Raw genomic sequence first — 25,027 nt, forward strand, 5'->3', positions numbered from 1 at the left:
GGGCACGACCGCCGGGGCGACCCTGGAGGAGGCAGTCGACTGCCCCTGCACCGAGCCGAGGAGGCCGCCACGTGAAGTTCATCCAGATCATCGAGTACCGGACGAGTCGCATCGACGAGTTCACCGCCCTGCTCGACAGCTGGGTCGAGGAGAACGCCGGCCACCGTCTGGTGACCCGCTCCGTGCAGACCCGTGACCGCGACGGCCAGGACGTGTACCTGGACATCGTGGAGTTCCCCTCCCACGAGGTGGCGATGGAGAACTCCGCCCGCCCGGAGACCGCCGCGTTCGCGACCCGGGTCGCGGCGCTGTGCGACGGCCCGCCGACCTTCCGCAACCTCGACGTGCTGAACGAGCGGACCTTCCAGGACTGAGCCCCCGCCCCGCGCACCCGCCGGAGGGCCCCCGGCCGGGCGGCCGCCCGCCCGGCCGGTAGATTCGCTCCCCCGCCACCGACCGAGGGAGCGCCCGTGCCCGACCGTCCCAGCCTGCTGTACGTGACCGATCTGGCCTACCCGGCCCGGGGCCGCCGCTACGGCGACGAGGACGTCCTGCTCACCTCCCGGCTGCGGGAGTGGTTCGACCTCGCCCTGTGCCACCCGCTCGACGCCCGGGCGCTGATGGGGCGCTTCGACGCGGTCGTCGTGCGCAACAGCGGGCCGGTGCTGCACTACCGCGAGGAGTACGCCCGCTTCCGCGCCGAGGCCGTGGCCGCCGGCGTCCGGGTGTACAACCCGCTCACCGGCCGCGGCGACATGGCCGGCAAGCGCTACCTGCTCGACCTCACCGAGGCCGGCCTCCCGGTCATCCCCACCGTCGACCGGCCGCAGGACCTCGCCCGGCTGCCCGTCGCCGACCGCTACGCGGTGAAGCCCGAGGAGGGCGCCGACAGCATAGGTCTGCGCTTCCTCGGCCGCGAGGAGCTGGACGGCCTCGCATGGGGCGGCCTGCTGGTCCAGCCGCGGATCGACTTCCGCTACGAGGTCTCCTTCTACTTCGTGGACGACGCCTTCCAGTACGCCCTCCACGCGCCCGACCCGGACCGCCGCTGGGTGCTGGAGCCGTACGAGCCGAGCGCGGCCGACCTCGACTTCGCCCGGCGCTTCGTGGACTGGAACACCCTCGACCACGGGATCCAGCGGGTGGACGCCTGCCGGGCGCCGGACGGGCGCCTGCTGCTGGTCGAGCTGGAGGACCTCAACCCCTACCTGTCGCTCGACCTGGTGCCCGAGGAGACCCGGGAGCGCTTCGTCCGGGCGATGGCGGACTCGCTGCACCGCTTCCTCGGCCGCCCGGCCGGCTGACCGGCTGACCGGCTGTCCGACCGGCGCTGCGCCACCCGCCCGGGGGCCCCACTCCTCGGGCCCCACTGCCCGGGCCCCACTGCTCGGGCCCCACTGCTCGGGCCTCACTGCTTGGGGACGCCCCCGACGAAGTCCTTCAGCGCGTCCATCCGGGTCCGCCGGCCGGGCGGGTAGCGGCGCAGCGCGCGCTCGGCCCGGCGCGAGCCCGGCCGGTAGCGCCAGCGGGCCCACGGCGACTCGGGTTTGGCCAGGCGCAGGCAGGCGACCAGCGACACCAGGGGCACCAGCAGCCCGATCACCCCGGTGGCCGTCTTGCCCTTGAGGATCGCCCCGACGGAGAACATCAGGTCGACCAGCAGCAGCACGGCGAAGGCCACGTTGGCGGCGGTGCCCCGGCCGGTGTCGGAGAACGGGTTGAACCCGGCCACCAGCAGCAGTCCGACCGCCACCGCGAGGAAGGCCGCGTCGACGGACTTGCGGCCCTCGCGGCTCCAGTAGACGTCCTCCAGGTGCAGCCACAGGGCGTACTCGTCGAGGGTGAGTGCGGCGCCGGCACCGAACAGCACGGCCAGGATCTGCGCCCCGGGGGTGTCCGGGCGGTAGGCGAACTCCATCGCGCCGGCCACCAGCATCGCGATGATCCCGTACACCTGGTGGTGCACGTGGGTGCCGCCGACCTCGACGTTGCGGAAGGGGCCGCGGCCCGCCCGGATCAGCCGGGTGATCACGCGGGTGCCCACGAAGGTGACGACGAACGCGCCGACCATCCACAGGCCGATGCCGTGGTTGGGCACGGTGATGACCACCTCGACCTCGGGGTCCGCGGTGCGCACGGTCGTGGTGTCCCGTCAGGCGCCGTGCGCGGGCGGCGCACCGGGCCGGGAGTGGGTTCCGGACCATCGGCCCCCGCACCGCCGCGGTCTGCTGTCCTCCGGCACCACGCACCTCCGCACCAGGCCGAACCGCTCCGTGCCGCCCGCCCTCACCGGGCGAGCCGCCCGCCCGCACCAGGGCGAGCCGCCCCTCACCGGGGGCGAGGGGCCTCCGTGCTCAGCGTATCCGGGTTCGGCGGACGGAGCCGGGCGAGCCCTCCGCGCGACCGCCGCCCCGCACGACCGCCGCCCCGGAGGCGGTCCCCCGGGGCGGCGGTGCGCACGCGCCGTCAGCAGATCCGCGGCAGCTGTTCGCCCATCGGCAGGTCCACCACCCGGGTGCCGCCGAAGCCCGTCCGGGCGACGACCATGCCGGGGTGGTCCTCGACGCACTCGCCGATCACCACCGCCTCTGCGCCGAGCGGGTGGGCCCGCATCGCGGCGAGGACGGCGTCCGCCTCCCGGCGCGGCACGAAGGCGACGAGCTTGCCCTCGTTGGCGACGTACATCGGGTCCAGGCCGAGCAGGGCGCAGGCGTTGGCCACCGCTTCCGGGACGGGGACGGCCCGCTCGCTGAGCGTCACCCCCACCCCGGCGGCGGCCGCGATCTCGTTGAGCGCCGCGGCCAACCCACCCCGGGTGGGGTCGCGCAGCACGTGCAGGTCGGGGGTGACGGCGAGCATCGCCTCGACCAGGCCGCCGAGCGCGGCGCAGTCGCTGCGCACCTCGACGCCGAATTCCAGGCCCTCGCGGACGCTCATGATCGCGACGCCGTGCAGTCCGATCGGCCCGCTGACGATCACCACGTCACCGGGGACGGCCCGCTGCGGCCGGATGTCGACCCCGGCGGGCACCAGGCCGATCCCGGCGGTGTTCAGGTAGACGCCGTCGCCGCGCCCGGCCTCGACCACCTTGGTGTCCCCGGTGACCACCTCGACCCCGGCCGTCCGGGCCGCGGCGCCGAGCGCCCGGGCCACCCGGTCGACCACGGGCATCTCCACGCCCTCCTCCAGGATGAACCCGCAGGAGAGGTAGGCCGGCCGGGCGCCGCTCATCGCCAGGTCGTTGACCGTCCCGTTGACGGCGAGGTCGCCGATGCTGCCGCCCGGGAAGAACAGCGGCCGCACGACGTAGGAGTCGGTGGAGAAGGCTAGCCGGGCGCCGCCGAGTTCCAGGACGGCGGAGTCGCCGAGCCCGGCGAGGGCCGGCCCGCCGAAGGCCGGGGCGAAGAGGTGCTCCACCAGTTCGGCGGACATCGCCCCGCCGCCGCCGTGCCCCATCACCACCCGGGGGTGGTCGCGCAGCGGCAGCGGGCAGCTCCAGCCGGAGAAGTCGGGCGCGGACGGGGCCTCGGGGGCCGCGCCGGTGAGGCTCTCGGTGTCAGCCAACGGTGCTCACCGCCTCCGCGGCGACCGGCGTGCTCAGCCGCCGGTAGAGGTAGTACGCCGCGCAGGCCCCTTCACTCGAGACCATGGTGGCGCCGAGCGGGGTGCGCGGGGTGCACAGCGTGCCGAAGGCCTCGCACTGGTGCGGCTTCAGCAGGCCCTGCAGCACCTCGCCGCTGCGGCACGCGGCGGGTTCGCGGGTGCTGATCCCCGCGACGTCGAAGCGGTGTTCGGCGTCGTGGTCGCGGTAGCGCGGCGAGAGCCGCCAGCCGCTGAGCGGGATCACGCCGATGCCCCGCCAGGCGCGGTCGGTCACCTCGAAGACGTCCTCCAGCATGGCGCGCGCCGCCGGGTTGCCCTCCGGCCGGACGGCCCGCTGGTAGGCGTTGTCGACGCTGTGCTCGCCGCGCTCCAACTGCCGTACGGTGCGCCGGATCCCCTCCAGGATGTCCAGCGGTTCGAAGCCGGTGACCACGATCGGCACCCGGTGCCGTTCGGCGAGCGCCGGGTACTCGTCGGTGCCCATGACGCTGCACACGTGCCCGGCGGCGAGGAAGCCCTGGACCCGGCAGTCCGGCGATTCCATGATGGCGTCGATCGCCGGGGGCACCCGGACGTGCGAGACCAGCATGCTGAAGTTCCGCAGGCCCTGCTTGCGGGCGAGGTGGACGGCCATGGCGTTCGGCGGCGCGGTGGTCTCGAAGCCGATGCCGAAGAAGACGACCTCCCGGTCCGGGTTCTCCCTCGCGATCCGCAGTGCGTCCAGCGGCGAGTACACCACCCGGACGTCGCCGCCCTCGCCGCGGACCCGGAACAGGTCGCGGTCGGTGCCGGGCACCCGCAGCATGTCCCCGAAGGAGCAGAAGACGACCTCGGGCCGGGCGGCGATCGCCAGTGCGCGGTCGATCACCTCCAACGGGGTGACGCACACCGGGCACCCCGGCCCGTGGATCAACTCCACCTCTTCGGGGAGGAGTTGGTCGATGGCATGCCGGATGATGCTGTGCGTCTGGCCGCCGCACACCTCCATCAGCGCCCACGGCCGGGTGACCGTGGCCCTGATGTCCGCGAGCAGGCCCTCGGCCAGCTCCGGGTTCCGGAACTCCTCCAGGTACTTCACCGTCCGGCCTCCTCAGCCGCTCGTGCCGCGTCGGGCCCGCCCGCCGCCGGCCGTTCCCCGGGCGCCTGCCACTGTCCCGCCGCCTCCCACGGGTCGCCGAACTCCTCCTGCAGCAGCCCGAGTTCCTCGAACAGCGCGAGGGTGCGCCGGGCGGACTCCTCGTCCAGCCGCTGCAGCGCGAAGCCCACGTGGACGATCGCGTAGTCGCCCACCGCCAGGTCGGGCAGGTACTCCAGGCACACGTCCTTGACCACCCCGCCGAAGTCCATGACCGCCATCCGGGTCCCGTCGCGTTCGCCGATCTCCGTCACCCTGCCGGGCACTGCCAGGCACATCCGCTCTCACTCCTCCCGGGCGGCCGCCGCGCGGGCGGCCACCATCAGCTGGCCGAGCGCCAGTCCTCCGTCGTTGGGCGGCACCCGGCGGTGCCGCAGTACGGTGAAGCCGTCCTCGCCGAGGCCGCGCGCGCAGGCCGAGGAGAGCACGGCGTTGGCGAAGACGCCGCCGCTGAGCGCCACCGTGGTCGTGCCGTACCGCTCCCGGGCTGCCGCGCAGATCCGCCGGCACAGCTCGGCCACCGCGGTGTGGAAGCGCGCGGCGACCAGTCCGGCGGGCCGGCCCGCGACCACGTCCGCCACCACCGCGGCCAGCACCGGCCCGGGGTCGGCGGTCCAGCCGTCCGCCCCGGCGAGCAGCCCGAACCGGTAGCCCGGAGCCGGTCCGAACTCCGCGGCCGCGGCCTCCAGTTCGATCGCCGCCTGGGCCTCGTACCCGGCCCGCTGGCAGATCCCGGCGAGCGAGGAGACCGCGTCGAAGAGCCGGCCCATGCCGGAGCTCGGCGCGGTGTTCAGCCCGCGTTCCAACTGCCGTTCCAGCAGTCGGAGTTCCTCCGACAGGCAGGCCAGGACCGGCGGCAGTCCGGCGGTCCAGGGCAGCCCGGCGGCCCGCAGGTGCGCCAGCGCCGTCCGGTACGGGCGCTCGACCGCCGCGTCCCCGCCGGGCAGCGGCACGTAGGCGAGGTGGGCGAGCCGGCGGAAGCCGTCGTAGTCGGCCAGCAGTACCTCGCTGCCCCAGACCGCGCCGTCCTCGCCGTAGCCGGTGCCGTCGAAGGCCAGGCCGAGCACCGGCCGGCTGCCGTCCAGCCCGTGCTCGGCCATCACGGCGGCGATGTGCGCGTGGTGGTGCTGCACCCGGTGCACCGGCCGTCCGGCGGCGGTCCGCTCGGCGTGCCGGACCGAACGGTAGCCGGGGTGCCGGTCGGCGACCAGCAGTTCGGGCCGCACTCCGCTGACCGTGCCGAGCTGCTCGACGGCGTTGTCGAAGGCGCGCAGCGTGGCCAGGTCGTCCATGTCCCCGATGTGGCCGGACAGCCAGGCGTAGCCGTCCCGGGCCAGTGCGAAGGTGTTCTTCAGGTCGCCGCCGACCGCCAGCACCGGGCGGACGGGCACCGGCAGGGGCAGCGGCAGCGGGGCGTACCCGCGCGAGCGGCGCAGCGGCAGCTGCTCGCCGTCCACCACCCGCACCACCGAGTCCTCGCAGGGCACGTGGATCGGCCGGTCGTGGGTGAGCCAGCCGTCGACGAGCGGGGCGAGCTTCTCCAGCGCCTCCCGGTCGTCGGTGACGATCGGCTCGCCGGAGAGGTTGGCGCTGGTCATGACCAGCAGGTCCGGGCCGGGCGCGGCGAGCAGCAGGTGGTGCAGCGGCGTGTACGGGAGCATCACCCCGAGGTCGGGGGTGCGCGGGGCCACCGCCTCGAACCCTGGTGTCGCCGCGCCGGTTCGGCGCAGCAGGACGATCGGCCGGACCGCCCCGGTGAGCAGTTCCCGCTCGACGGCCCCGAGCGGCAGCAGGCCCTCGACGGTGGCGAGGTCACGGGCCATCAGCGCGAAGGGCTTGTCGCCGCGCCGCTTGCGCCGCCGCAGCAGGGCGACGGCCGCGGGGTCGCGCGCGTCGCAGGCCAGGTGGTAGCCGCCGATGCCCTTGACGGCGAGGACCGCCCCGGCGGCGAGCAGCCGGCGGGCCTCGGTGAGGGCGTCCTCGTCGGCGAGGTCGGCGTGGCCGGTCACGGTCAGCGCAAGTCTCGGCCCACAGGCGTGGCAGGCGACCGGCTGGGCGTGGAAGCGGCGGTCGGCCGGGTCGGCGTACTCCCGGGCGCAGTCCGCGCACATCGGGAAGCCGGCCATGGTGGTGTTGGCGCGGTCGTACGGCAGGCCGGTGACGATGGTGTGCCGGGGGCCGCAGTTGGTGCAGCTGATGAACGGGTGCCGGTGGCGGCGGTCGGCCGGGTCGGCGAGTTCGGCGAGGCAGTCGGCGCAGACGGCGACGTCGGGCGGGATCAGCGTGGCCCGGGGCCCATCGGTGCGGGACGGGGTGATGGCGAAGCCCGTCGCGCCGGTGACGGCCAGCGGGGTGTGCTCGACGGAGGCCACGTGCGCGAGCGGCGGCGCGTCGCCGGCCACCCGTCGGCAGAACGCCTCGACCGCAGCGCGGTTGCCCTCGACCTCGGCGAGCACGCCCTCGCCGGTGTTGGTGACGCTGCCGGCCAGGCCGAGTTCCCCGGCCAGGGTGAAGACGAAGGGCCGGAAGCCGACCCCTTGGACGAGGCCGCGGACGGCGACCCGGCGTCGCTCGCGGTCGAGTTCCGGGTGACCGGCCGTCACGGGGTCTCCCCGACCACCGCGGGCCCGTGTCCGTGTTCGTGCCGGTGTCCGTCCCCGTGCTCGTGGTCGTGCCCGTGCTCGTGCCCGTCGTCGTGCCCGTGCCCGTGCGGCGCGGCCGACATCACCGGCCGGTGCGGCTCGGCCCCGTCCAGCACCGCCAGCGCGCGCTCCAGCAGCGCCCCGACGCCGTCCCCGGTGCGCGCCGAGGTGTGCACCACCTCCACCCCGGGATTGACCCGTCGGACGTTCGCCGTGAACGCGGCCTCGTCGAACTCGGCCGCCGCGGCCAGGTCGGCCTTCGTCACCAGGACGAGGTTGGCCAGCCCGAAGGCGGTCGGGTACTTGAGCGGCTTGTCCTCGCCCTCGGTCACCGAGGCCAGCACCACCCGCAGCGACTCGCCTAGGTCGTAGGAGGCCGGACACACCAGGTTGCCGACGTTCTCCACGAAGAGCAGCCGGCACTCCTGCGGCAGCCAGCCGTCCAGGTGCCCGGCGAGCATCCGCGCCTCCAGGTGGCAGAGCCCGTCGGTGAGCACCTGCTTGACCGGCGCGCCCGAACGGGCCAGCCGCCGCGCGTCGTTCTCGGTGGCGAGGTCGGCGGTCAGGGCGGCGACCGGCACCCCGCGCCGCCGGGCCAGCCCCAGCTCGGCCTCCAGCAGGGCGGTCTTGCCGCTGCCGGGGCTGGACAGCAGGTTCACCGCGACCGTGCCCCGGGCGGCCAGTGCCGCCCGCAGCTCGCGGGCGCTGTCGTCGTTGCGGGCGAGGACCGCCTGACGGAGGTCGACCGTGCGGCACATCGGCATCAGCCTTTCTGTTCGGCCGGGACGTCCGGGCGCTCGGCCCACTCGACGTCGAGGATCTGGAGCTCGCGCCCGGACAGCAGCTCGACGCCGCCGCCGGAGCAGCTCGGGCAGCAGAGGTCCGGCGGCATGCCGACGGCCCACTCGGTCTCGCAGGGCCGGCACCGGGCCCGCGCCGTGACCGGCTCGGTGTGCAGCACCGCGCCTTCCACCAGCGTTCCGGCGCAGGCCAGTTCGAAGCAGAAGTCGAGGGCCTGCGCGACGACGCCGGCCAGCTCGCCCACCCGCAGCCGTACCCGCGCCACCCCGGCGGCCCCGTGGTCGCGCGCGGCCGCGTCGACCTGCTCGACCACGGCGGCGGCGATCGACATCTCGTGCATGGGTCCCTTTCCCTCGGCGGGCGGCATCGGGCCCGACGACCGGGCGGGCCCCGATGCCGAGGCGCGCCCCATTACAAGGCGCGGTGGCGGCGACGGCTCGAAGCCGCGCCGCCACCGCTCCCGGGGCTGCACCGTTCGCAGCAATGCGCGGGTCACATCCGCGAGATCTGCAGGTACCGCTTGAGGTCCGGCAGGCTCTGCCAGACCAGTGCGCCGATCCCGGCCAGCAGGGCCAGGCAGAACAGTTTCCTCAGCATGGTGTTGTCTCCCTCTCCGGCTGCGTGGCCTCGTCCACGACCCGCAGGACCACTCGGACCGCCTCCTCGACGGCGGCGGCGACGGGCGCGCTCAGCCCGATGCCCTCCTCCAACGACGCCGGCTCGCAGCCGACCACCAGCACCCGCCCGGGCGGCTCGCCGCCGGTCCCGGCCGCGAGCGTGCCCAGCAGGGCGAGCACGGCGTCCGGCCCCATCCGGTGCCCGTCCAGCAGCGGCGCCTCCAGCGGCTCGTCGGCCGCCTCGATGAGGTAGACCGTGCCGGGTGCCCCGCCGCGGCAGGTGGCGTCCACCAGGACGGCGGTGCGGTAGCCGTCGAGCAGCCGGTACGCCAGGTCGACGCCGCGCACGCCCACGTCGACCGCCTCGACGCCGTCCGGCAGCGGGTGCCCGGCGAGCCGCCGGACGGTCTCCACGCCGAACCCGTCGTCGCCGAGGAAGATGTTCCCCACCCCGGCGACCAGCACCTGACGGCTGTTCACGACCCCTCCGGCACGTCGTCGCCGTCCAGCGGGGTGACCTCGTCGGGCTGGAAGTAGCGGAACCGCCCCTGGGCCCGCCACAGGTCGGCGCCCGGGTCGTCCTCCACCGTCACGGCCAGGTGCACCGAGCCGTCGACGTCGTGCAGCACCGCCTCCACCACGGCGGTGCGCCCGTCCAGGAAGAGGTCCTGGGCGTCGGTGCGCCGTCGTCCGGGCCGCAGTAGGACCCGGCTGCCGGCGCCGACGGCGTGGCCGCCGACCTGCACCCGGTCCCGCTCGGGGTCGACCGCCGGGTCGTCGCCCGGGTCCCACCAGGGCTGTTCCCCGTCGGCGGCGCCGCCGGTGAGGTCGCGCAGCCCGCGGATGGCGCCGTGCAGCCGCTCCAGCACCTCGGGCGGCATGGACTCCGCGAGGTCGATCACGGCCGCGGCCCGCTCGTCGGTGCCCCGGGCCTCCCGCTTCTCCTCCTCGGTCAGGGCGGCCGTCCGCAGCGCCAGGATCTCGTCGATCTCGGTGGCGTCGTACAGGGTGCCGAGGCTCTCCGGTGCGACCTTGGGGTGGTCCTCCAGGATGATCGGCGAGGACAGCACCACCCCGCGCTCGCCCGGCGGCCCGGCCAGTACCGGCCAGGTGTGCCGGCTGCGGCACCGTTCGACCTCGGCGCGGGCCCACTCGGGCGGGTCGGTGGCCGACACGAAGCGGCCCTGCTCCAGCCCCAGCAGCAGGTGGGCGGAGACCAGCGAGCGCGGCAGCGCCTCCTCGCGGCTCGCCCGTCGGGGCGGCATCCAGGCGGAGACGTTCTCGACCACCACCGTCAGCCGCTGGGCCCGGTACCGGCCGGGCAGTTCCTCGACGGTCACCCGCACCAGGCCGTCGACCTGTTCGCGGCGGCGCACCAGCCGTCCGGCGGCGGTGCCGTGCGCGCGCAGCAGCTCGGTCTCGCCGACGCCCGGCAACCGGAACGCCCGCTCCACCCCGGCTCCGGTCAACTCCTCGACCGGGAAGAGGAGTTCGATGTTTTCCTCGACGCCCTCGTCCCACTCCGTGAACACCCGGTCGGCCAGCTCCAGCCGCTCCACCGGCTCGAACCCGCCGGCGGCGGTCGCCTGTTCGACGGTCCGCCGCTGCACCCGCAGGAAGCGCAGCTCGACCGCCAGCCGGTCCCCGGCACGGGCCTCCATGACGCACTCGGTGCGCTGGTGCGAGTGCTCGCCGCCCTGCGCGGTGTACTCGGGCGGCACCAGGACCCCGAACTGCCAGCGCAGCCGGTTCTTGGCCGCCGAGGCGCGGTACGGGTAGAGCACGTAGCCCTCCAGCAGCACCGCGTCGGCGATCTGCCGGGCGGCCGCGAAGCCGCGCTCGATCCCGGGCGGGAAGGCGCTCACCGGGCCACCTCCTCGATCTCGGCCGCCGCGAGCAGTTCTCGCACCGTCGCCTCCCAGGAGGGCAGGGCCCGCCGGGAGCGGTAGGCCAGCAACCGGTCCATCAGGTCGTCCGGCAGGCGCAGCCAGCCGCAGCCGGGGAAGTGCTGGTCGATGGCCTCGCGCCAGACCCGCACCGGCATCCGCACCGCGGCCTCCTTGTCCCAGGGCACCGGGGCGACCTGGAAGCCGCCGGGGCCGGCGAAGGCGGTGCCGGAGAAGAGCAGTAGCAGCGGCACCTCGCCGCCGTCGAGCGCCCGGAAGTAGCGGGCGGAGGCCACCTCCAGGTCGTAGCTGCACGGCACCACGAGGTCGGTCTCGGTCTCGCCGGTGAAGCCGGGCACCAGCAGCGGCACGGTGGCGAACTGGATCGGGTTGAGCGTGTTCGCCCAGCGCTCCCGTTCGCCGAAGAGGTCGGCCAGCCGCTCGCCCTCCGGCTCGGCGTACGACCGCCGGCCCGGTTCGATCCGCAGCTGGCAGCGGAGCGCCAGGGCGTGCACCCGGGTGTCGGCCGGCCCGGTGATCCGCAGCCGGAAGACCAGGGTCGGCACGGCCGCGTACGGGTCGGACCGCACGCCTGTGCAGGCGAAGGCGAGCGCCGTCACGCCGTCACCGCCGTGGGCAGCGGGCGGGCGCGGGCGGTCAACCGCTCGAAGAACGCGTCGAGTTCGGCCCGCGCCTCGGCGCCGCCGTCGAAGCCGTGCCAGCACCGCCGCAGCCGGCCGACCAGCTCGTAGCAGACGTCGATCGGCACCAGGAAGCACTCGACGCGGTGGTCGTGGCGGCGCAGCAGCAGGGCCTCCACGTCGGGCTCCAGGGCGGCGGCCAGCCGGCTGCCGCCGAGGGCGCGCTCCCAGGCCTCCTCGTCCACCTCGCTCTCGGTGGCGCCGGCCGGGCCGGGATAGAAGGCGAGCAGCCGGTCCAGCAGGGCGTTGCGGAACAGGAACGCGGTGCCGACCGGGATGCCCAGCACCGACCAGGCCCGCTCGTCCAACCCGCCGTCCGGGTCGGCGAGGTAGCGGTCCGGCACGGTGCGGAAGCGGCCGCCGGCCGCGCCCGGCTGCTGGAACAGCAGGCCGCAGGCGGTGCAGGTGCAGGCCAGCGCCCGTTCCTCGACGTCCACCAGGTGGCGGTGGCCGGGCGGGAGGTCCCGGCCGCAGAAGCCGCACTGCTCGGGCCTCGGGGGCGCCGGCTCGCGCAGCCGGTGCAGCAGGGCGGTCCCGTCGCGGGAGATCCGGCGGGTGTTCATCGCACCTCCGCGGCCTGCGGCGGGCGGGTGCCGATCTGCAGCAGCTTCGGGGCGCGCTCCAGCTCCACGGCCGTCACCTCGGGCGCGTGGCAGGCGAGGACGGCCTCGATGTCCCCTTCCGCGCAGCCGCAGCCGGAGGCGGTCCGGCGCAGCCGCAGGACGCCGGTTCCAGGCTCGAAGCCGATCGGCTCGACCCGTTCGGGCAGGGCCGCGAGCGCCCGGTCGATCCGGGCGGTGACGTCCTCCGGGTGCAGGTCGTGCAGCAGCAGCAGCCCGGCCACCGCCGGGTCGTCCAGCATCCGTTCCAGGGCGGGCGGGGGCAGCGCCGGGACGATCCTGGCCAGCCCCTCGCCGTAGAACTCCATCAGGTCGCGGACCAGTTGCTCGCCCGCGCTCTCGGCGCCGCTGCCGGCCAGGGCGTCCAGGGCCTCCTGGACGCGCAGCCCGGTCTGCTCGGCCGTCATGCGGTGAGCCCGCTGAGGCCGGTGGGCACGTGCATGGTCTGGACGGTGCGCCCGCCGACGTACATGTGCACGCCGCACGGCAGGCAGGGGTCGAAGCTGCGCACCGCGCGCATGATGTCGATGCCCTTGAAGTTCTCCGGGGAGTTCTCCTCGAAGATCGGGGTGTTCTGCACCGCGTCCTCGTACGGGCCGGGCGTGCCGTAGCTGTCGCGCACGCTGGCGTTCCACGGGGTGGGCGGGTACGGGTGGTAGTTGGCGATCTTGCCGTCGCGGATCACCATGTGGTGCGAGAGCACGCCGCGCACGGCTTCGGTGAAGCCGCAGCCGATCGACTCGTCCGGCACCTCGAAGCGCTCCCAGGTCTGGCTGCGCCCGGCCCGGACCTCGTCGAGCGCCTTCTCGGCGAAGTGCAGGGCGGCGGCGGCCGCGTACGCCTGGAAGTAGGTGCGGGCGCGGTTGCGTTCGAGGGCGTTGCTCCACTGCGGGATCTTCCACTCGAAGGTGACCTCGGGCTTGGTCATCGAGCGGGGCAGGTTGATCTGCACGCTGTGCCCGGTGGCCTTGATGTAGCCGATGTCGACCAGCCCGGACAGCGCGGTGGACCACAGCCGGGCGATCGGGCCGCCGCCGGTGTCCAGGGCGAGGTGCTCCTTGCCGTCGAACCAGCGCGGGGACATCACCCAGCTGTACTTGTCGTCGAAGTTGCGCTTCTGCGGCTGCGGGATGGTGTGCTGGTTCCACGGGTGCCGGGGGTCGACGGGGTTGCCCAGCGGGTCGTGGGTGACGAACAGCTCCTTGCCCTGCCAGTCCTCGTAGTAGGAGCTGCCGAGCAGGATCCGGATGCCCAGGTTGATCTCGGTGAGGTCGTTGGTGACGAGCTTGCCGTCCACGACGACGCCGGGGGTGACGAACATCCGCCGGCCCCAGTCCGTCATGTTGCGGTACGTGAAGTCGCAGTGGTCCGGGTCGTTGAGGCTGCCCCAGCAGCCGAGCAGGACCCGCCGCCGGCCGACCTCCTCGTAGCCGGGCAGGGCCTGGTAGAAGAAGTCGAAGAGGTCGTCGTGCAGCGGCACGACCTTCTTCATGAACTCGACGTAGCGCATCAGCCGGGTCAGGTAGTCGGTGAACAGCTGCACCGTGGCGACGGTGCCGACGCCGCCCGGGTAGAGGGTGGAGGGGTGCACGTGGCGGCCCTCCATCAGGCAGAACATCTCCCGGGTGTACCGGCTGACCTGCAGCGCCTCGCGGTAGAACTCGCCCTCGATCGGGTTGAGCGAGCGCATGATGTCCGCGATGGTCTTGTACCCGTGGTCGGCGGCGTGCGGCGCCTCGGTGCGCTCGGCCTGCTCCAGGACGCCCGGGTTGGTCTCGCGGACCATCTTCTCGCAGTAGTCGACCCCGACCAGGTTCTCCTGGAAGATGTTGTGGTCGAACATGTACTCGGCCGCCTCGCCGAGGTTGATGATCCACTCGCCGAGGTGCGGGGGCTTCACCCCGTACGCCATGTTCTGGGTGTAGACCGAACAGGTGGCGTGGTTGTCGCCGCAGATCCCGCAGATCCGGCTGGTGATGAAGTGTGCGTCGCGCGGGTCCTTGCCGCGCATGAAGACGCTGTAGCCGCGGAAGACCGAGGAGGTGCTGTAGCACTCCGCGACGCGCTTCTGCTTGAAGTCGATCTTCGTGTGGATGCCGAGGCTTCCCACGATCCGGGTGATCGGGTCCCAGGACATCTCGGTCAGGCCGCTGCCGTCGCCGGCCGCCCTCGTCGTCGGTGTCGCCATCGTGTTGTCGTGTCCTTCTCTGAACGGGGGCAGGGGGCGGGGCGGCGGCGAGGGGCCGCACGCCGCGGGGGCGTGCGGCCCTCCGGCGTCACCAGGGCGGGCGGTAACCCGTGGTCAGGTGGCGGCCGGTGTGGCGCCACTTCGGTTCCTTGTCGACGGTCGCCAGCGTGATCGCGCGCAGCCGGCGGATCAGCGAGCCGTAGGCGTTGCTGGCGCCGGTGGAGACGCGGGAGCCGGGCGGCGGGTCCATGAAGGGCATGAACTTGTCCGGGAAGCCCGGCATGGTGCAGGCGATGCAGATGCCGCCCACGTTCGGGCAGCCGCCGATGCCGTTGGTCCAGCCGCGCTTGGCGACGTTGCACTTGACGACCGGTCCCCAGCAGCCGAGCCGCACCAGGCACTCGGGGGTGCCGTAGTCGGTGGCGAACTGGCCCTGCTCGTAGTAGCCGCCGCGGTCGCAGCCCTCGTGGACGGTGGCGCCGAACAGCCAGGCCGGCCGCAGCTTGTCGTCCAGCGGGATCATCGGCGCGGAGCCGGCCAGCTGGTACAGCAGGTAGGTGAGCGTCTCGGCGAAGTTGTCGGGCTGGATCGGACAGCCCGGCACGCAGACGATCGGCAGCCCGGCCTTGGACTTCCAGTCCCAGCCCAGGTAGTCCGGCACGCCCATCGCACCGGTCGGGTTGCCGGCCATCGCGTGGATGCCGCCGTACGTGGCGCAGGTGCCGATCGCGACCACGGCGGTCGCCTTGGGGGCGAGCCGGTCCAGCCACTCACTGGTGGTGATGGGCTGGCCGGTGGCCGGGTCGTCGCCGAAGCCGCACCAGTAGCCCTCCTTCTTGATCTTCTCGTTGGGGATGGACCCCTCGACGACCAGGACGAACGGTTCGATCTCGCCGCGGTCGGCCTTGAAGAACCACTCGACGAAGTTGTCCGCGCCCTGGACCGGGCCGCACTCGAAGTCGATCAGCGGCCAGTGCACGGCGACCTTGGGCAGGCCTGGCAGTGCGCCGGTGACGATCTCCTCGATGCTGGGCTGCATCGCGGCGGTCAGCGAGACGGAGTCGCCGTCACAGCTGAGGCCGGCGTTGATCCAGAGAATGTGCACCACGTCGGTGTCGGTTGTTGCAGCACCCATGAGGATGCCTCCTCGGGGATGGGAGCCGGACGTAATGGCTCAAACACAGTCATAGCAACAGTCCGGTTCCGACGCCGGTCGGGGCGGGCGTCGGAGCGGCGCGGGGGGCGCAAGCCGGCGGGGCCGTTCGGGTCACGTCCCGGGGAGGAGCCCGGCGGGCACGGGGCGCTTGCGGACGAACGCGGACCGCAGCGCGTGGTACGGCGATTCGGGGGTGAAGAACTGCCGGTGCATCACCGCCAGCTCCTCCTCCCGGTAGGCGGCGAGCGGCTTGGCCTGCTCGTCGGCCTCGCGCGCGGCCTTCTTCGCCGCGATCCGCCGCCGGGCGAGCGGCGAGGCGGCGAGCAGCCCGGCCAGGTGGGCCGCGGCGGGCCCGAACTCCTGCGGCCCGCAGTCGAGGACGCGGTCGACCAGGCCGATCCGCTCCGCCGACGCGGCGGACACCGGCACGGCCTGCCGGGTCAGCCGCTCGGCCTGCGCCGGGCCCACCCGGCGCGGCAGGGTGTACGTCCAGTACTCCGAGCCGTACAGCCCCATCAGCCGGTAGTGCGGGTTGAGCACGGAGCCCCGCCGGCACCACACCTCGTCCGCCGCCAGGGCCAGCATCACCCCGCCGGCCGCCGCGTTCCCGGCCACCGCGGCGACCACCAGGCGGTCGGTGGTGGTCAGCACCTCGGCGACCAGGTCGTCCATCGCGGTGATGTTGGCCCAGGACTCCGCGGCCGGGTCCGGCGCGGCCTCGATGACGTTGAGGTGGATGCCGTTGGAGAAGAAGTCCCGGCTCCCGCCGAGCACCAGCACCGAGGTCGGCCGGCCGAGTGCGAAGCGGTACGCCGCCAGCAGGCGGCGGCAGTGGTCGGTGGACATCGCGCCGCCGGGGAAGGAGAAGCGCAGGAGGCCGACCGGGCCCTCCTCGCGGTACTCGACATCCGTCCAGGCGGGGTCCCCGTCCCGTTCCGCCGTCAGCGGCGCCGGGACCTCCGGCACCGGGGGCAGCAGGGCGCCGAGCGCCGTCACCGCCGGGAGCTTGAAGGTCGCGGGCCCGCCGGGTGCGCGCCGGCGCCGGAGTTCGGGGATCCACACCGCGCCGTCCACGGTGGCCCGGCACACCGCACCGGCGCGGGTGGCGATCAGCTCGCCCGGGCGCCCGCGCAGCTGCGGCTCCGGGTGCCCGCCGTGCAGGTACCACTCGTCGGTCCCCAGCGTGTCGAGCACCCCGGGCTGCGAGTCGGCCGCCCGGAGCCTGCGCAGGACCGTCCCGGTGGAGTCGGCCGCCCAGTCGATCCGGCGCTCCGCCTGGCGCAGGAAGGGGCGGACGCGCACCGGCTCCCGCCAGGAGGGGCCGTGCTGCGGCTGCGGCGCGTACGAGCCGGAGGCGAAGCGCTCGACGGCCCGCAGCGCGGCCAGGACGGCGGCGTCGGCGACCTCGTTGCGGTACAGGTCGCTCTTCCCGAGCGCCGGCAGCCGGCAGGGCTCCCAGGCCCAGACCGGTCCGGCGTCCATCTCCGCCTCGGCCTGGAGCACCGTCACGCCCCAGTCGGCGACGCCCTCCTGGACCGCCCGGTCCAGGGACGAGGGGCCCCGGTCACCGGGCGGGCCGGGGTGGACGACCAGACAGGTGAGCGCCGACCAGACGTCCGCGGGGATCGCGGTGCGCAGCATGGGCGCCAGCAGGAGGTCCGGCGACAGCAGGCGGACCGACGCCCGCAGCTCCTCGTCGTCCCCGGCGAGTCGGACGTCCACGGTGTGCCGCCGGTCCCGCAGTTCGGCGTGGAGGCGCTGGCTGAGGCTGTTGAAGGCGCTGGCGAGGAGCAGGATCCGCATGTCTGCCTCCGGGGTGCGGGCGGCCGGGAACCCGGCGATCATCACCCCCGGTCCGGCGGCGCCCCGGCCGGTGCGGCGTGCCGCGCCGCCTGTTCACCCGGGTGGCGGGCCCACGGGCGGGCCAGTACGCGGGGGACGACGGCCGGCGGCGGCGTGCGGGGGGCGACGGCCGGCAGGCGCTCCGGGCTCCCGGCGACGGCGGCGGCGATGGCGGCGGAGCCGTGGTCGGGCGTCCGCTGCTCGTACTGCCCGACGGCGTCCGGGAGTTCGGCCGCCTGTTGGACGGCGGCACGGTGGGGACGGCCGCGGCGGGCCGGCGGAGGCTGCCCGTAGCATGGCGGCTTCCGGAACAAGCGGTGTGAGGAGAGGAACGGGACGTGCGCGGGGGCGAGCTGGTGGGCGGACTGGGACGGCTGGTCGGGGCGGCGGCGGGAGCGGCGGCGGGGGCCGCGGCCGGGTTGGGCGAGGCCGGGCGGCAGGCCGTACGGCGGGGCGGACGCGGCGCGGCGGCGGGCGGGCGGTGGGCGTACACGGCCCTGACCTCCGTCATGCCGCCGGAGGTACCGGCCACCGAGCCGTGGAAACTGTCGGTGGGCACCCTGATCGGCCGCCACCCGCTGACGCCGGCCGTGGTGCACAAGCTGCTCGGGCTGCTCGACGGTCTCGGCGCCGTTCACCTGGGGCCGTCGAAGGTCGGCTTCGACGGCGAGGAGGTCGAGTGGGACAAGGTCGTCGAGATCCGAACCCGCAACGCCTTCGAGGTGCTGACCACCACCGCGCTGGAGCAGGAGGTGGACCGGATCCGGGAGTTCCTGCCGCCGGTTCCCGGCCGCAAGTGGGTCGTCACCAAGGCGGGCGAGGCGCTGGCCACCGTCGTCCTCGCCGCCCTCGAACGCGGCTCGGACGACCAGCGCCTGGACGAGCTGACCGTCCCGGCCCGCATCGTCTGCCGCGGGCTGCTCGGCCGCCGACGCACCCTGGACGCGGGCGCTTTCGCCGCCGCGACGCTCGTCCTGGCCGACCGGGCCGGCGAGAGCCTGATCGCCACCGCCCGCAAGCGCGGCATCCCGGTCCTGCCCGTGGACGAGCTCGCCGAGCCGACCGACGCCGCCCGGGTCGCGGTGCTGCGCGAGCGCACCGACTCCGTCGCCCGACTGCTGGACCGCATCGAGCGGAGCGACCCCGGGGCAGCACCCGCCGGGGACGCACCGACCGGGGCCGTGCAGGCAGAGGCCGTGCAGGCAGCGGCCGGGGCGGCGCATCCGCCGTTGTCGCTCGACAAGGGTGCGGGCGACAACGGCGGCGCGGTGCAAGCGAGTTGAGCAGCCGCGCGGACGGACGCGGTCAGTGGCCGCCGCGCGGCTCCTCGCAGTTGGTGCCGTCCGGGTAGCCCGCGAACGCCTCCGCGGTGGTGGCGGCGCTGTTCATCGTGCCCTCCAGGCACAACCCGGTGGCGTCGACCAGGAAGGCGATGCCGGTCGGGCCGTTCTGGGTGACCTTCACCTTGGCGACCTGGTAGCCCAGCCCGGCGAGCTGTCCGCGGGTGCTGTCGGGGGCGAAGTCGCCCCGGGTGCGCAGGGGTTCGAGGGCGCCCTCGATGCGCTTCACGGCGTCCAGGCCGTCGCAGCGGCGCCGGCCGTGGAGCGGGATCGGCACCCGGAAGCCGTGGTTCTCGGCGTAGTGGTCGACGGGCGGCCCGGTCGGGGCCGCGCTGCTCGCGGTCGGGGTCGGGGTCGGGGCCCTGGTCGGCGTTTCGCCGGGGCAGGGGTAGTCCGCCTCGGTGGTCGGCACCGCCGCGGCCGTCGACGGCACCGCCGTCACGACCGCCGTGGGCGCCCCCGCGCCACCGGCCGCGCCCACGTGCTCCGTCCCGCACCCCGCCGCCAGTACGGCCAGGGCCGCCACCGCCGGTGTCCGGAGGCGCCCCCACCTGGTCCTGATCATCGTCATCCGGTGATCATGCCCTGGCGGCGGGGTCGGCGTCATCCCGGCCGCTCGGTCCGGGGCCCGGACCGATAATCCGCGCGGCGCGGGCCGGTTCTCGGCTAGCCTCCAGGCCCATGACCTGGTTGCCCGCCGATTTCGTCCACCCCGTCCACGTGCCGCTCCCCGGTGGCGGTTACCACCTGCGCCCCATCGCCGGGACGGACACCGAGCTCGACTACCCCGCCGTGATGGGCTCCCGGGAGCGCCTGTGGTCCATCTACGGCGAGGCCTGGGGCTGGCCCGCGGCCACCATGACCTACCAGGCGGACCTCGACGACCTGATCCGGCACGAGCGGGAGATCGCCGCCCACGAGTCGTTCAACTACGCGTTGTTCGACGAGGCGGAGTCGGCCCTGCTCGGCTGCGTCTACATCGACCCGCCGCAGAAGGCCGGCTCCGACGCGGAGATCTCCTGGTGGGTGGTGGACGACCAGGTCGGCTCCGAGCTGGAGCGGGAGCTGGACGCCCTGGTGCCGCGCTGGATCGCCGAGGCATGGCCGTTCGGTCAGCCGTGTCTGATCGGCCACGAGGTCTCCTGGGCGGAGTGGCTGGCCCGCCCCGCGATCGCCGGCGCCTGACCCGAAGGCGGTCGGGCCGGAGCCGCAGCCGGCCCCGGCGCGTCTCCAACTCGGCCCGCCCGGACACGGGTTCGGGTTCAGGAAGGTCAGCACCCGGTGTTCTGGACGGGGCCCGACGCGGCGCCCCACGATGGGTGCATGACGGACGACGAATCGGCGCAGCCGCCCGCGTCGGGTGCCGGGCCGGCGCGGCGCCCGGACTGGGGCGCGGTCGGCGCGATCGCGGGCGCGGTGGCCACCCTGATCGCCCTGGTCGCCTACCTGGTGCCACCGGACGCGCCGCAGCCCGCGGCCGCCCCGGTGGTCACCACCGCGGCCCCGCAGCCGCCGGAGCCGCTCCCCGATCCCACGCCGAAGCCGGTCCCGTCGCCCGTACCGACGCCGACGCCCACGCCGACCCCCGAGCCCGATCCGCCCTCCCCGGAGCCGAGCCCGTCGCCGATCCGGACCCGGACCGCCGCCCCGACGCCGGAACCGCCGCTCCCGGCGGTCCGGCCCGGCGGCTGCGACGAGGCCGAGGCGGCGCTGGCCGCGTACCGCCGGAACGCCGGCGACACCCGCGGCAGCCAGGCGGACGCGGCCGGCCAGGCCTACCAGGACCTGATGGGTGCCGGACTGGACGCACAGGGCGCGGTCGGTTCGACGATCCGCCGACTGGCCGCCGAGTTCTCGGAGTTGCGCTTCCGCCTGAACGGCATGGTGCTGGCCGATCCCAACCAGGTGATCACGGACATCAACGCGGACAGCGCCCAGCTCGGGCGGCTGTGCGGATCCTGACCGCCCGGGGCACGACCGCGGTCGACGGCGCCCCCGCACGCAAGGACGTTGTGGAGGTTCGGCGGAGGCCGACTGCACGGAGCGGCACCGGGTAGGCACCGGACAGGAGCGTCGGCCCGCCCGGGGACGACGCTCGCGACCGTAGGAGGGTCGTGCGATGCCCATGCCCGTCCACTCGATGCCCGTCACCTTCCCCGACAGTCCGCTGCCCGACGTCCCGGTGGTCGCGGAACTGCGGTTCGACCCGGACCTGCCGTACGCGGCGTGTCTGGCGTTCCCGATCGCCCCGTGCGAGTGCGTGACCGCGGACGCCCGCGTGTGCTGGTACTTCAGTCGCGAGCTGTTGAACGAGGGCCGGCACGCCCCCACCGGCAGCGGTGACGTCCGGGTGGGCCCGGGGCCCGCGGGCGAGGTGCTGATCACCCTGTGCGGGCCCGCCGGCAACGCCGTCCTCAGCGCACCGGAGGAGGACGTCACGGCCTTCCTCTCGGACTGCTTCAGCCTGGTGCCCGAAGGGTCGGAGTCCGAGCACCTCGACGTGGACGCCGCGCTCGCCCGGCTGCTGTCCGACGACTGACCGCGGGCCGCCCGGAGCCGCGGGCGCAGCCCGGAGGAGCTCCCGGGTGCCGCCATCCGGGTGTTCTGCCGACGGCCGCCACGGGACCCGCCCCGCTCGGCCGACCCGCGCGGAGCGCCGCGCACTAGGTTGCCTGCGTGGAGGCAACCAAGGCTACGAACGGGCGCGAGCCGTCCGCCGGTGAACGCGTCACGACCCGGCTGGACGGGCGGTTGCCGGTCATGGAGGCGGGCCGGGAGCTGCTGCGCAAGGTGTTCCCGGACCACTGGTCGTTCCTGCTGGGCGAGCTCGCGCTGTACAGCTTCGTCGTGCTGCTGCTGACCGGCGTGTTCCTGACGTTCTTCTTCGTCCCGAACATGAACGAGGTCGTCTACGACGGCGCCTACCTGCCGCTGCGCGGGGTGCTGGTCTCCGAGGCCTACGCCTCGACGCTGGACATCAGCTTCGAGGTGCGCGGTGGCCTGATGATTCGCCAGGTCCACCACTGGTCAGCGCTGTTGTTCGTCTCGGCGATCGGCGTGCACCTGCTGCGAGTGTTCTTCACCGGGGCCTTCCGCCGGCCGCGCGAGCTCAACTGGGTCATCGGGGTGACGCTGTTCAACCTGGCCCTGCTCGAAGGGTTCTCCGGCTACTCGCTGCCGGACGACTCCCTCTCCGGCACCGGGCTGCGGATCGCCGAGGGCGTGCTGCTCTCGGTGCCGCTGGTCGGCACCTACCTGACGTTCTTCGCCTTCGGCGGCCAGTTCCCCGGCCACGACGTCATCCCCCGCCTGTTCACCGTGCACATCCTCCTGGTGCCGGGTCTGCTGCTGGCCCTGGTCGGGGCCCACCTGACGCTGGTCGTGGTGCTGAAGCACACGCAGTGGGCCGCCCCCGGCCGCACCAACCGCAACGTCGTCGGGATGCCCTTCTTCCCGCAGTTCCTGACCCGTACGGTCGGTCTGACCTTCGCGGTGGCCGGCATCATGGCGCTGTCCGCCTTCCTCGCCGAGGTCAACCCGATCTGGCGCTACGCCTCCTACCGGCCCGACGTGGCCGCGGCCGGCGCCCAGCCGGACTGGTACATCGGCTTCATCGAGGGCGCGCTGCGGCTGATGCCCGCCGCGGAGACCTCCCTGTTCGGGCACACGGTGTCGTGGAACGTCCTCCTCCCGGCCCTGGTGCTGCCCGGCCTGCTCTTCGCGGTGCTGTACGCCTACCCCTTCGCCGAGCGCTGGCTCGACCCCGAACGCGGCGAACAGCACCTGTGCGACCGCCCGCGCAACAAGCCCACCCGCACCGGGCTGGGGGTCGCGGGGATCACCGTCTACGCCGTGCTGCTGATCGCCGGCGGCAACGACGTGATCGCCTTCGTCTTCGGCCTCTCGGTCAACGCGATCACCGTCGTGCTGCGGGCGGCGCTGATCCTGCTGCCGCCCGCGGCCTTCCTGCTCACCCGGCGGCTCTGCCTGGCCCTGCAGGCCAGGGACCGCGACCGGCTGCTGAAGGGCGACGAGACCGGCCGGATCGACCAGGGCCACGACGGCGGCTTCACCGGCCACCGCCGCCCGCTGCCCGCCGACGAGCGGTTCGTCCTGCTCGCGCGGGCCACGCCGGACCCGCTCCCGGCCCCGGACCTCGCGCCGCGGCGCGAGCGGGCCCGGGCCGCGGCGGGCGCCTGGTTCTACCGGGACCGGGTCGAACTCCCCGCCACCGAAGGGGAGTCGGAGTTCATCGCGGGTGTCCTCACCGGCCCCGCCCACCCCGAGGCGCCCGCCGGACCGCCCACCGGGCCGACCGGGGCCGGCCCGGTCCGCCGGCTGCTCCGCCGGCTCACCCGTCGTCGTCGCCGTACTGGAAGATGAACCCGGACACGGCGAGGGCCAGCACGACGGCCCCCACCACGACCAGCCAGCGGGCGAAGACCAGGCCGAGGGCGAGGACCGTCAGGCCGGCCGCCGTCAGCACCGGGTAGCCGCTGCGGGCCGGGAAGAAGCCCACCGGGCCGACGGCCTCCGCGATCTCGGCGTCCCCGCGGTCCTGCGGCCGGCCGCCGCCACTCCGCCGGTACTGGACGAACCAGAACAGCGCGATCAGCCCCGACATCAGGAACGCCACCGCCAGGATCGCCGTGCCGGCCGGCTCCTGCGCCCAGAACCCGTAGATCAGCCCGGTCACCGCGAAGAACACCGTCATGACGGCGAACAGCCGGCCCTCCCCCTTCATCGCCCGCTCCCCCGCCCGCCCGTACGGTCGGCCGCCCCGCCCACCGGCTCCTCCGTCGGCACCTCCGGGTGGTGCAGGTCGAAGGCCGGCGACTCGGAGCGGATCCGCGGCAGCGCCTCGAAGTTGTGGTGCGGCGGCGGGCAGGAGGTGGCCCACTCCAGCGAGCGGCCCCAGCCCCACGGGTCGTCCTCGGTGACCCGGGTGCCGTGCCGGGTGGTGGTCCAGACGTTGTAGAAGAACGGCAGGTTGGAGACGCCGAGCAGGAACGAGCCGATCGAGGCGCACACGTTGAGGGCGGTGAAGTCGTCCACCGCCAGGTAGGTCGCGTAGCGGCGCGGCATGCCCTGGGCCCCCAGCCAGTGCATCACCAGGAAGGTGGTCTGGAACCCGACGAACAGGACCCAGAAGTGGACCTTCCCCAGCCGCTCGTCGAGCAGCTTCCCGGTCAGCTTCGGCCACCAGAAGTAGAAGCCGCCGAAGGTGGCGAACACCACCGTGCCGAACACCACGTAGTGCAGGTGGGCCACCACGAAGTAGCTGTCGGAGACGTGGAAGTCGATCGGCGGCGCGGCCAGCAGGACCCCGCTCAGCCCGCCGAACAGGAAGGTCACCAGGAAGCCGAGCGACCACAGCATCGGGGTCTCGAAGGACAGCGAGCCGTTCCACATCGTGCCGATCCAGTTGAAGAACTTCACCCCGGTGGGCACCGCGATGAGGAAGGACATCATCGAGAAGAACGGCAGCAGCACCTGGCCGGTGACGAACATGTGGTGCGCCCACACCGTCATGGACAGGGCGGTGATGGCGATGGTCGCGCCGATCATGCCGTAGTAGCCGAACAGCGGTTTGCGGCTGAACACCGGGATGATCTCGCTGATGATGCCGAAGAACGGCACCGCGACGATGTAGACCTCCGGGTGGCCGAAGAACCAGAAGAGGTGCTGCCACAGGATCGCCCCGCCGTTCGCCGGGTCGAAGGCGTGTGCGCCGAACTTCCGGTCCGCCTCCAGGCAGAGCAGCGCCGCCGTCAGCACCGGGAAGGCCAGCAGCACCATGATCGAGGTGAACAGCACGTTCCAGGTGAAGATCGGCATCCGGAAGAGCGTCATGCCGGGCGCCCGCAGGCAGGTGATGGTGGTGATGAAGTTGACCGAGCCGAGGATCGTCCCGAGGCCGGCCACCACCAGGCCGAAGGCCCAGAGGTCCCCGCCCTGCCCCGGGGAGTACACCGGCCCGTTCAGCGGCGCGTAGGCGAACCAGCCGAAGGCGGGCGCCCCCGTGGAGGTCAGGAAGCCGCTCAGCACCATCAGCCCGCCGAGCAGGAACGCCCAGTAGGTGAAGGCGTTCAGCCGGGGGAACGCGACGTCCGGCGCCCCGATCTGCAGCGGCATGATCGCGTTGGCGAACCCGGCGAAGGTCGGGGTGGCGAACAGCAGCAGCATGACCGTGCCGTGCATGGTGAACATCTGGTTGTAGCGCTCGTTCGACAGGAACCCGGTGTCGGGGCCCATCAGCTGGACGCGCATCAGCAGCGCCAGCACACCGCCGACCAGGAAGAACCCGAACGCGGTCGCCAGGTAGAGGTTCCCGATGACCTTGTGGTCCGTGGTGAACAGCCAGCGCAGCAGCGTGCTGCCCTGGTGGAGACGGGCCTGGGTACGACGCGACGCGGTGGACGTGGCGCTCATGGAACCTCCGCAGCGGAGCCGACGAGCCCCCCTCGCGGCGGCGCCACCCCCTCCCCCGCTCGAC

The 25,027-nt window shown here is 74.0% G+C and carries 27 protein-coding genes; 7 read left to right on the forward strand and 20 right to left on the reverse strand.

Annotated features, from left to right (window positions below; all coding sequences use genetic code 11):
- The first annotated feature begins 71 nt into the window (after positions 1-71).
- Positions 72-374, forward strand: a complete 303-nt coding sequence (locus ACIGG8_RS08810) for a hypothetical protein (RefSeq protein ID WP_396546518.1) — start codon at positions 72-74, stop codon at positions 372-374.
- 96 nt (positions 375-470) lie between these two features.
- Positions 471-1,304 carry a hypothetical protein gene (locus ACIGG8_RS08815; protein ID WP_396546519.1) on the forward strand — a complete coding sequence of 278 codons (834 nt, stop codon included), beginning with the start codon at positions 471-473 and terminating at the stop codon, positions 1,302-1,304.
- Between the two features lie 104 nt (positions 1,305-1,408).
- Here ACIGG8_RS08815 and ACIGG8_RS08820 read toward each other — a convergent pair whose 3' ends face one another.
- From ACIGG8_RS08820 to ACIGG8_RS08900, 17 genes are all read right to left on the reverse strand, one after another.
- Positions 1,409-2,137, reverse strand: coding sequence for a hypothetical protein (locus tag ACIGG8_RS08820; RefSeq protein WP_396546520.1), 729 nt, complete (start codon positions 2,135-2,137; stop codon positions 1,409-1,411).
- A gap of 329 nt (positions 2,138-2,466) precedes the next feature.
- Positions 2,467-3,456: a hydrogenase expression/formation protein HypE gene (gene hypE, locus ACIGG8_RS08825; protein WP_396546750.1), complete on the reverse strand. Its 990-nt coding sequence runs from the start codon at positions 3,454-3,456 to the stop codon at positions 2,467-2,469.
- A gap of 100 nt (positions 3,457-3,556) precedes the next feature.
- Positions 3,557-4,681: a hydrogenase formation protein HypD gene (gene hypD / locus ACIGG8_RS08830; RefSeq protein ID WP_350524674.1), complete on the reverse strand. Its 1,125-nt coding sequence runs from the start codon at positions 4,679-4,681 to the stop codon at positions 3,557-3,559.
- Positions 4,678-5,016 carry a HypC/HybG/HupF family hydrogenase formation chaperone gene (locus ACIGG8_RS08835; RefSeq protein ID WP_350524675.1) on the reverse strand — a complete coding sequence of 113 codons (339 nt, stop codon included), beginning with the start codon at positions 5,014-5,016 and terminating at the stop codon, positions 4,678-4,680. Before ACIGG8_RS08835 ends, hypD begins: the two co-directional genes overlap by 4 nt.
- Before the next feature lie 6 nt (positions 5,017-5,022).
- Complete coding sequence (gene hypF, locus ACIGG8_RS08840; RefSeq protein ID WP_396546521.1) at positions 5,023-7,341, reverse strand: carbamoyltransferase HypF; 2,319 nt, start codon at positions 7,339-7,341, stop codon at positions 5,023-5,025.
- The gene (hypB, locus tag ACIGG8_RS08845) at positions 7,338-8,138 is read right to left on the reverse strand and encodes a hydrogenase nickel incorporation protein HypB (RefSeq protein ID WP_396546522.1); all 801 of its coding nucleotides are present in this window, start codon (positions 8,136-8,138) and stop codon (positions 7,338-7,340) included. The genes hypF and hypB overlap by 4 nt, the downstream gene beginning before the upstream one ends.
- A gap of 5 nt (positions 8,139-8,143) precedes the next feature.
- Complete coding sequence (hypA, locus tag ACIGG8_RS08850) at positions 8,144-8,521, reverse strand: hydrogenase maturation nickel metallochaperone HypA (protein ID WP_396546523.1); 378 nt, start codon at positions 8,519-8,521, stop codon at positions 8,144-8,146.
- Positions 8,522-8,673: 152 nt separating this feature from the next.
- Complete coding sequence (locus ACIGG8_RS08855; RefSeq protein ID WP_396546524.1) at positions 8,674-8,778, reverse strand: DUF6893 family small protein; 105 nt, start codon at positions 8,776-8,778, stop codon at positions 8,674-8,676.
- Positions 8,772-9,278, reverse strand: coding sequence for a hydrogenase maturation protease (locus ACIGG8_RS08860; RefSeq protein WP_396546525.1), 507 nt, complete (start codon positions 9,276-9,278; stop codon positions 8,772-8,774). The genes ACIGG8_RS08855 and ACIGG8_RS08860 overlap by 7 nt, the downstream gene beginning before the upstream one ends.
- Positions 9,275-10,663, reverse strand: coding sequence for a hypothetical protein (locus tag ACIGG8_RS08865; protein WP_396546526.1), 1,389 nt, complete (start codon positions 10,661-10,663; stop codon positions 9,275-9,277). The genes ACIGG8_RS08860 and ACIGG8_RS08865 overlap by 4 nt, the downstream gene beginning before the upstream one ends.
- Positions 10,660-11,304 carry a DUF6084 family protein gene (locus tag ACIGG8_RS08870; protein ID WP_396546527.1) on the reverse strand — a complete coding sequence of 215 codons (645 nt, stop codon included), beginning with the start codon at positions 11,302-11,304 and terminating at the stop codon, positions 10,660-10,662. The genes ACIGG8_RS08865 and ACIGG8_RS08870 overlap by 4 nt, the downstream gene beginning before the upstream one ends.
- The gene (locus ACIGG8_RS08875; RefSeq protein ID WP_396546528.1) at positions 11,301-11,948 is read right to left on the reverse strand and encodes a DUF5947 family protein; all 648 of its coding nucleotides are present in this window, start codon (positions 11,946-11,948) and stop codon (positions 11,301-11,303) included. The genes ACIGG8_RS08870 and ACIGG8_RS08875 overlap by 4 nt, the downstream gene beginning before the upstream one ends.
- Positions 11,945-12,412: a thioredoxin gene (locus ACIGG8_RS08880; RefSeq protein ID WP_396546529.1), complete on the reverse strand. Its 468-nt coding sequence runs from the start codon at positions 12,410-12,412 to the stop codon at positions 11,945-11,947. The genes ACIGG8_RS08875 and ACIGG8_RS08880 overlap by 4 nt, the downstream gene beginning before the upstream one ends.
- Entirely contained in the window at positions 12,409-14,193 is a 1,785-nt protein-coding gene (locus ACIGG8_RS08885; protein WP_350524684.1) for a nickel-dependent hydrogenase large subunit, read from the reverse strand. The genes ACIGG8_RS08880 and ACIGG8_RS08885 overlap by 4 nt, the downstream gene beginning before the upstream one ends.
- A gap of 88 nt (positions 14,194-14,281) precedes the next feature.
- Entirely contained in the window at positions 14,282-15,328 is a 1,047-nt protein-coding gene (locus ACIGG8_RS08890) for a hydrogenase expression protein HypE (protein WP_350524685.1), read from the reverse strand.
- Positions 15,329-15,460: 132 nt separating this feature from the next.
- Positions 15,461-17,152, reverse strand: coding sequence for an enoyl-CoA hydratase-related protein (locus ACIGG8_RS08895; protein WP_396546530.1), 1,692 nt, complete (start codon positions 17,150-17,152; stop codon positions 15,461-15,463).
- A 41-nt stretch (positions 17,153-17,193) separates the two neighbouring features.
- Positions 17,194-17,505, reverse strand: coding sequence for a hypothetical protein (locus tag ACIGG8_RS08900; protein ID WP_396546531.1), 312 nt, complete (start codon positions 17,503-17,505; stop codon positions 17,194-17,196).
- Between the two features lie 24 nt (positions 17,506-17,529).
- Here ACIGG8_RS08900 and ACIGG8_RS08905 point away from each other — a divergent pair, with 24 nt between their 5' ends.
- Positions 17,530-18,474 carry a hypothetical protein gene (locus ACIGG8_RS08905; RefSeq protein WP_396546532.1) on the forward strand — a complete coding sequence of 315 codons (945 nt, stop codon included), beginning with the start codon at positions 17,530-17,532 and terminating at the stop codon, positions 18,472-18,474.
- 22 nt (positions 18,475-18,496) lie between these two features.
- Here ACIGG8_RS08905 and ACIGG8_RS08910 read toward each other — a convergent pair whose 3' ends face one another.
- Positions 18,497-19,102: a hypothetical protein gene (locus tag ACIGG8_RS08910; protein ID WP_396546533.1), complete on the reverse strand. Its 606-nt coding sequence runs from the start codon at positions 19,100-19,102 to the stop codon at positions 18,497-18,499.
- A gap of 110 nt (positions 19,103-19,212) precedes the next feature.
- On the opposite strand from ACIGG8_RS08910, the gene ACIGG8_RS08915 reads away from it, so the two are divergent.
- From ACIGG8_RS08915 to ACIGG8_RS08930, 4 genes are all read left to right on the forward strand, one after another.
- Positions 19,213-19,716, forward strand: a complete 504-nt coding sequence (locus tag ACIGG8_RS08915) for an N-acetyltransferase (protein WP_396546534.1) — start codon at positions 19,213-19,215, stop codon at positions 19,714-19,716.
- Between the two features lie 138 nt (positions 19,717-19,854).
- On the forward strand, positions 19,855-20,493 hold the full coding sequence (locus ACIGG8_RS08920; protein WP_396546535.1) for a hypothetical protein: 639 nt from the start codon (positions 19,855-19,857) through the stop codon (positions 20,491-20,493).
- 157 nt (positions 20,494-20,650) lie between these two features.
- Positions 20,651-21,070 carry an SsgA family sporulation/cell division regulator gene (locus ACIGG8_RS08925; RefSeq protein WP_396546536.1) on the forward strand — a complete coding sequence of 140 codons (420 nt, stop codon included), beginning with the start codon at positions 20,651-20,653 and terminating at the stop codon, positions 21,068-21,070.
- Between the two features lie 221 nt (positions 21,071-21,291).
- Positions 21,292-22,914 (forward strand): cytochrome bc complex cytochrome b subunit, encoded by a 1,623-nt coding sequence (locus tag ACIGG8_RS08930; RefSeq protein ID WP_396546752.1) that lies wholly within the window; start codon positions 21,292-21,294, stop codon positions 22,912-22,914.
- Here the strand turns inward: ACIGG8_RS08930 and ACIGG8_RS08935 are convergent.
- Positions 22,883-23,275 carry a cytochrome c oxidase subunit 4 gene (locus ACIGG8_RS08935; RefSeq protein ID WP_396546537.1) on the reverse strand — a complete coding sequence of 131 codons (393 nt, stop codon included), beginning with the start codon at positions 23,273-23,275 and terminating at the stop codon, positions 22,883-22,885. The two genes, ACIGG8_RS08930 and ACIGG8_RS08935, sit on opposite strands and share 32 nt — an antisense overlap.
- A complete protein-coding gene (gene ctaD, locus ACIGG8_RS08940) occupies positions 23,272-24,963 on the reverse strand; it encodes a cytochrome c oxidase subunit I (protein ID WP_396546538.1) in 1,692 nt (563 codons plus the stop codon). The genes ACIGG8_RS08935 and ctaD overlap by 4 nt, the downstream gene beginning before the upstream one ends.
- Positions 24,964-25,027: the final 64 nt, after the last annotated feature.

Origin of the sequence: Kitasatospora sp. NPDC085464, assembly GCF_044541955.1 — a bacterium.
Taxonomy (GTDB): domain Bacteria; phylum Actinomycetota; class Actinomycetes; order Streptomycetales; family Streptomycetaceae; genus Kitasatospora.

Coding starts and splice junctions, on each gene's coding strand:
- hypE (WP_396546750.1), bottom strand. CDS start 3,456: ATGGGGCACGGCGGCGGCGGGGCGATGTCCGCCGAACTGGTGGAGCAC.
- ACIGG8_RS08835 (WP_350524675.1), bottom strand. CDS start 5,016: ATGTGCCTGGCAGTGCCCGGCAGGGTGACGGAGATCGGCGAACGCGAC.
- hypB (WP_396546522.1), bottom strand. CDS start 8,138: ATGTGCCGCACGGTCGACCTCCGTCAGGCGGTCCTCGCCCGCAACGAC.
- hypA (WP_396546523.1), bottom strand. CDS start 8,521: ATGCACGAGATGTCGATCGCCGCCGCCGTGGTCGAGCAGGTCGACGCG.
- ACIGG8_RS08855 (WP_396546524.1), bottom strand. CDS start 8,778: ATGCTGAGGAAACTGTTCTGCCTGGCCCTGCTGGCCGGGATCGGCGCA.
- ACIGG8_RS08875 (WP_396546528.1), bottom strand. CDS start 11,948: ATGAACACCCGCCGGATCTCCCGCGACGGGACCGCCCTGCTGCACCGG.
- ACIGG8_RS08880 (WP_396546529.1), bottom strand. CDS start 12,412: ATGACGGCCGAGCAGACCGGGCTGCGCGTCCAGGAGGCCCTGGACGCC.
- ACIGG8_RS08885 (WP_350524684.1), bottom strand. CDS start 14,193: ATGGCGACACCGACGACGAGGGCGGCCGGCGACGGCAGCGGCCTGACC.
- ACIGG8_RS08890 (WP_350524685.1), bottom strand. CDS start 15,328: ATGGGTGCTGCAACAACCGACACCGACGTGGTGCACATTCTCTGGATC.
- ACIGG8_RS08895 (WP_396546530.1), bottom strand. CDS start 17,152: ATGCGGATCCTGCTCCTCGCCAGCGCCTTCAACAGCCTCAGCCAGCGC.
- ACIGG8_RS08910 (WP_396546533.1), bottom strand. CDS start 19,102: ATGACGATGATCAGGACCAGGTGGGGGCGCCTCCGGACACCGGCGGTG.
- ACIGG8_RS08915 (WP_396546534.1), top strand. CDS start 19,213: ATGACCTGGTTGCCCGCCGATTTCGTCCACCCCGTCCACGTGCCGCTC.
- ACIGG8_RS08920 (WP_396546535.1), top strand. CDS start 19,855: ATGACGGACGACGAATCGGCGCAGCCGCCCGCGTCGGGTGCCGGGCCG.
- ACIGG8_RS08925 (WP_396546536.1), top strand. CDS start 20,651: ATGCCCATGCCCGTCCACTCGATGCCCGTCACCTTCCCCGACAGTCCG.
- ACIGG8_RS08930 (WP_396546752.1), top strand. CDS start 21,292: ATGGAGGCGGGCCGGGAGCTGCTGCGCAAGGTGTTCCCGGACCACTGG.
- ACIGG8_RS08935 (WP_396546537.1), bottom strand. CDS start 23,275: ATGAAGGGGGAGGGCCGGCTGTTCGCCGTCATGACGGTGTTCTTCGCG.
- ctaD (WP_396546538.1), bottom strand. CDS start 24,963: ATGAGCGCCACGTCCACCGCGTCGCGTCGTACCCAGGCCCGTCTCCAC.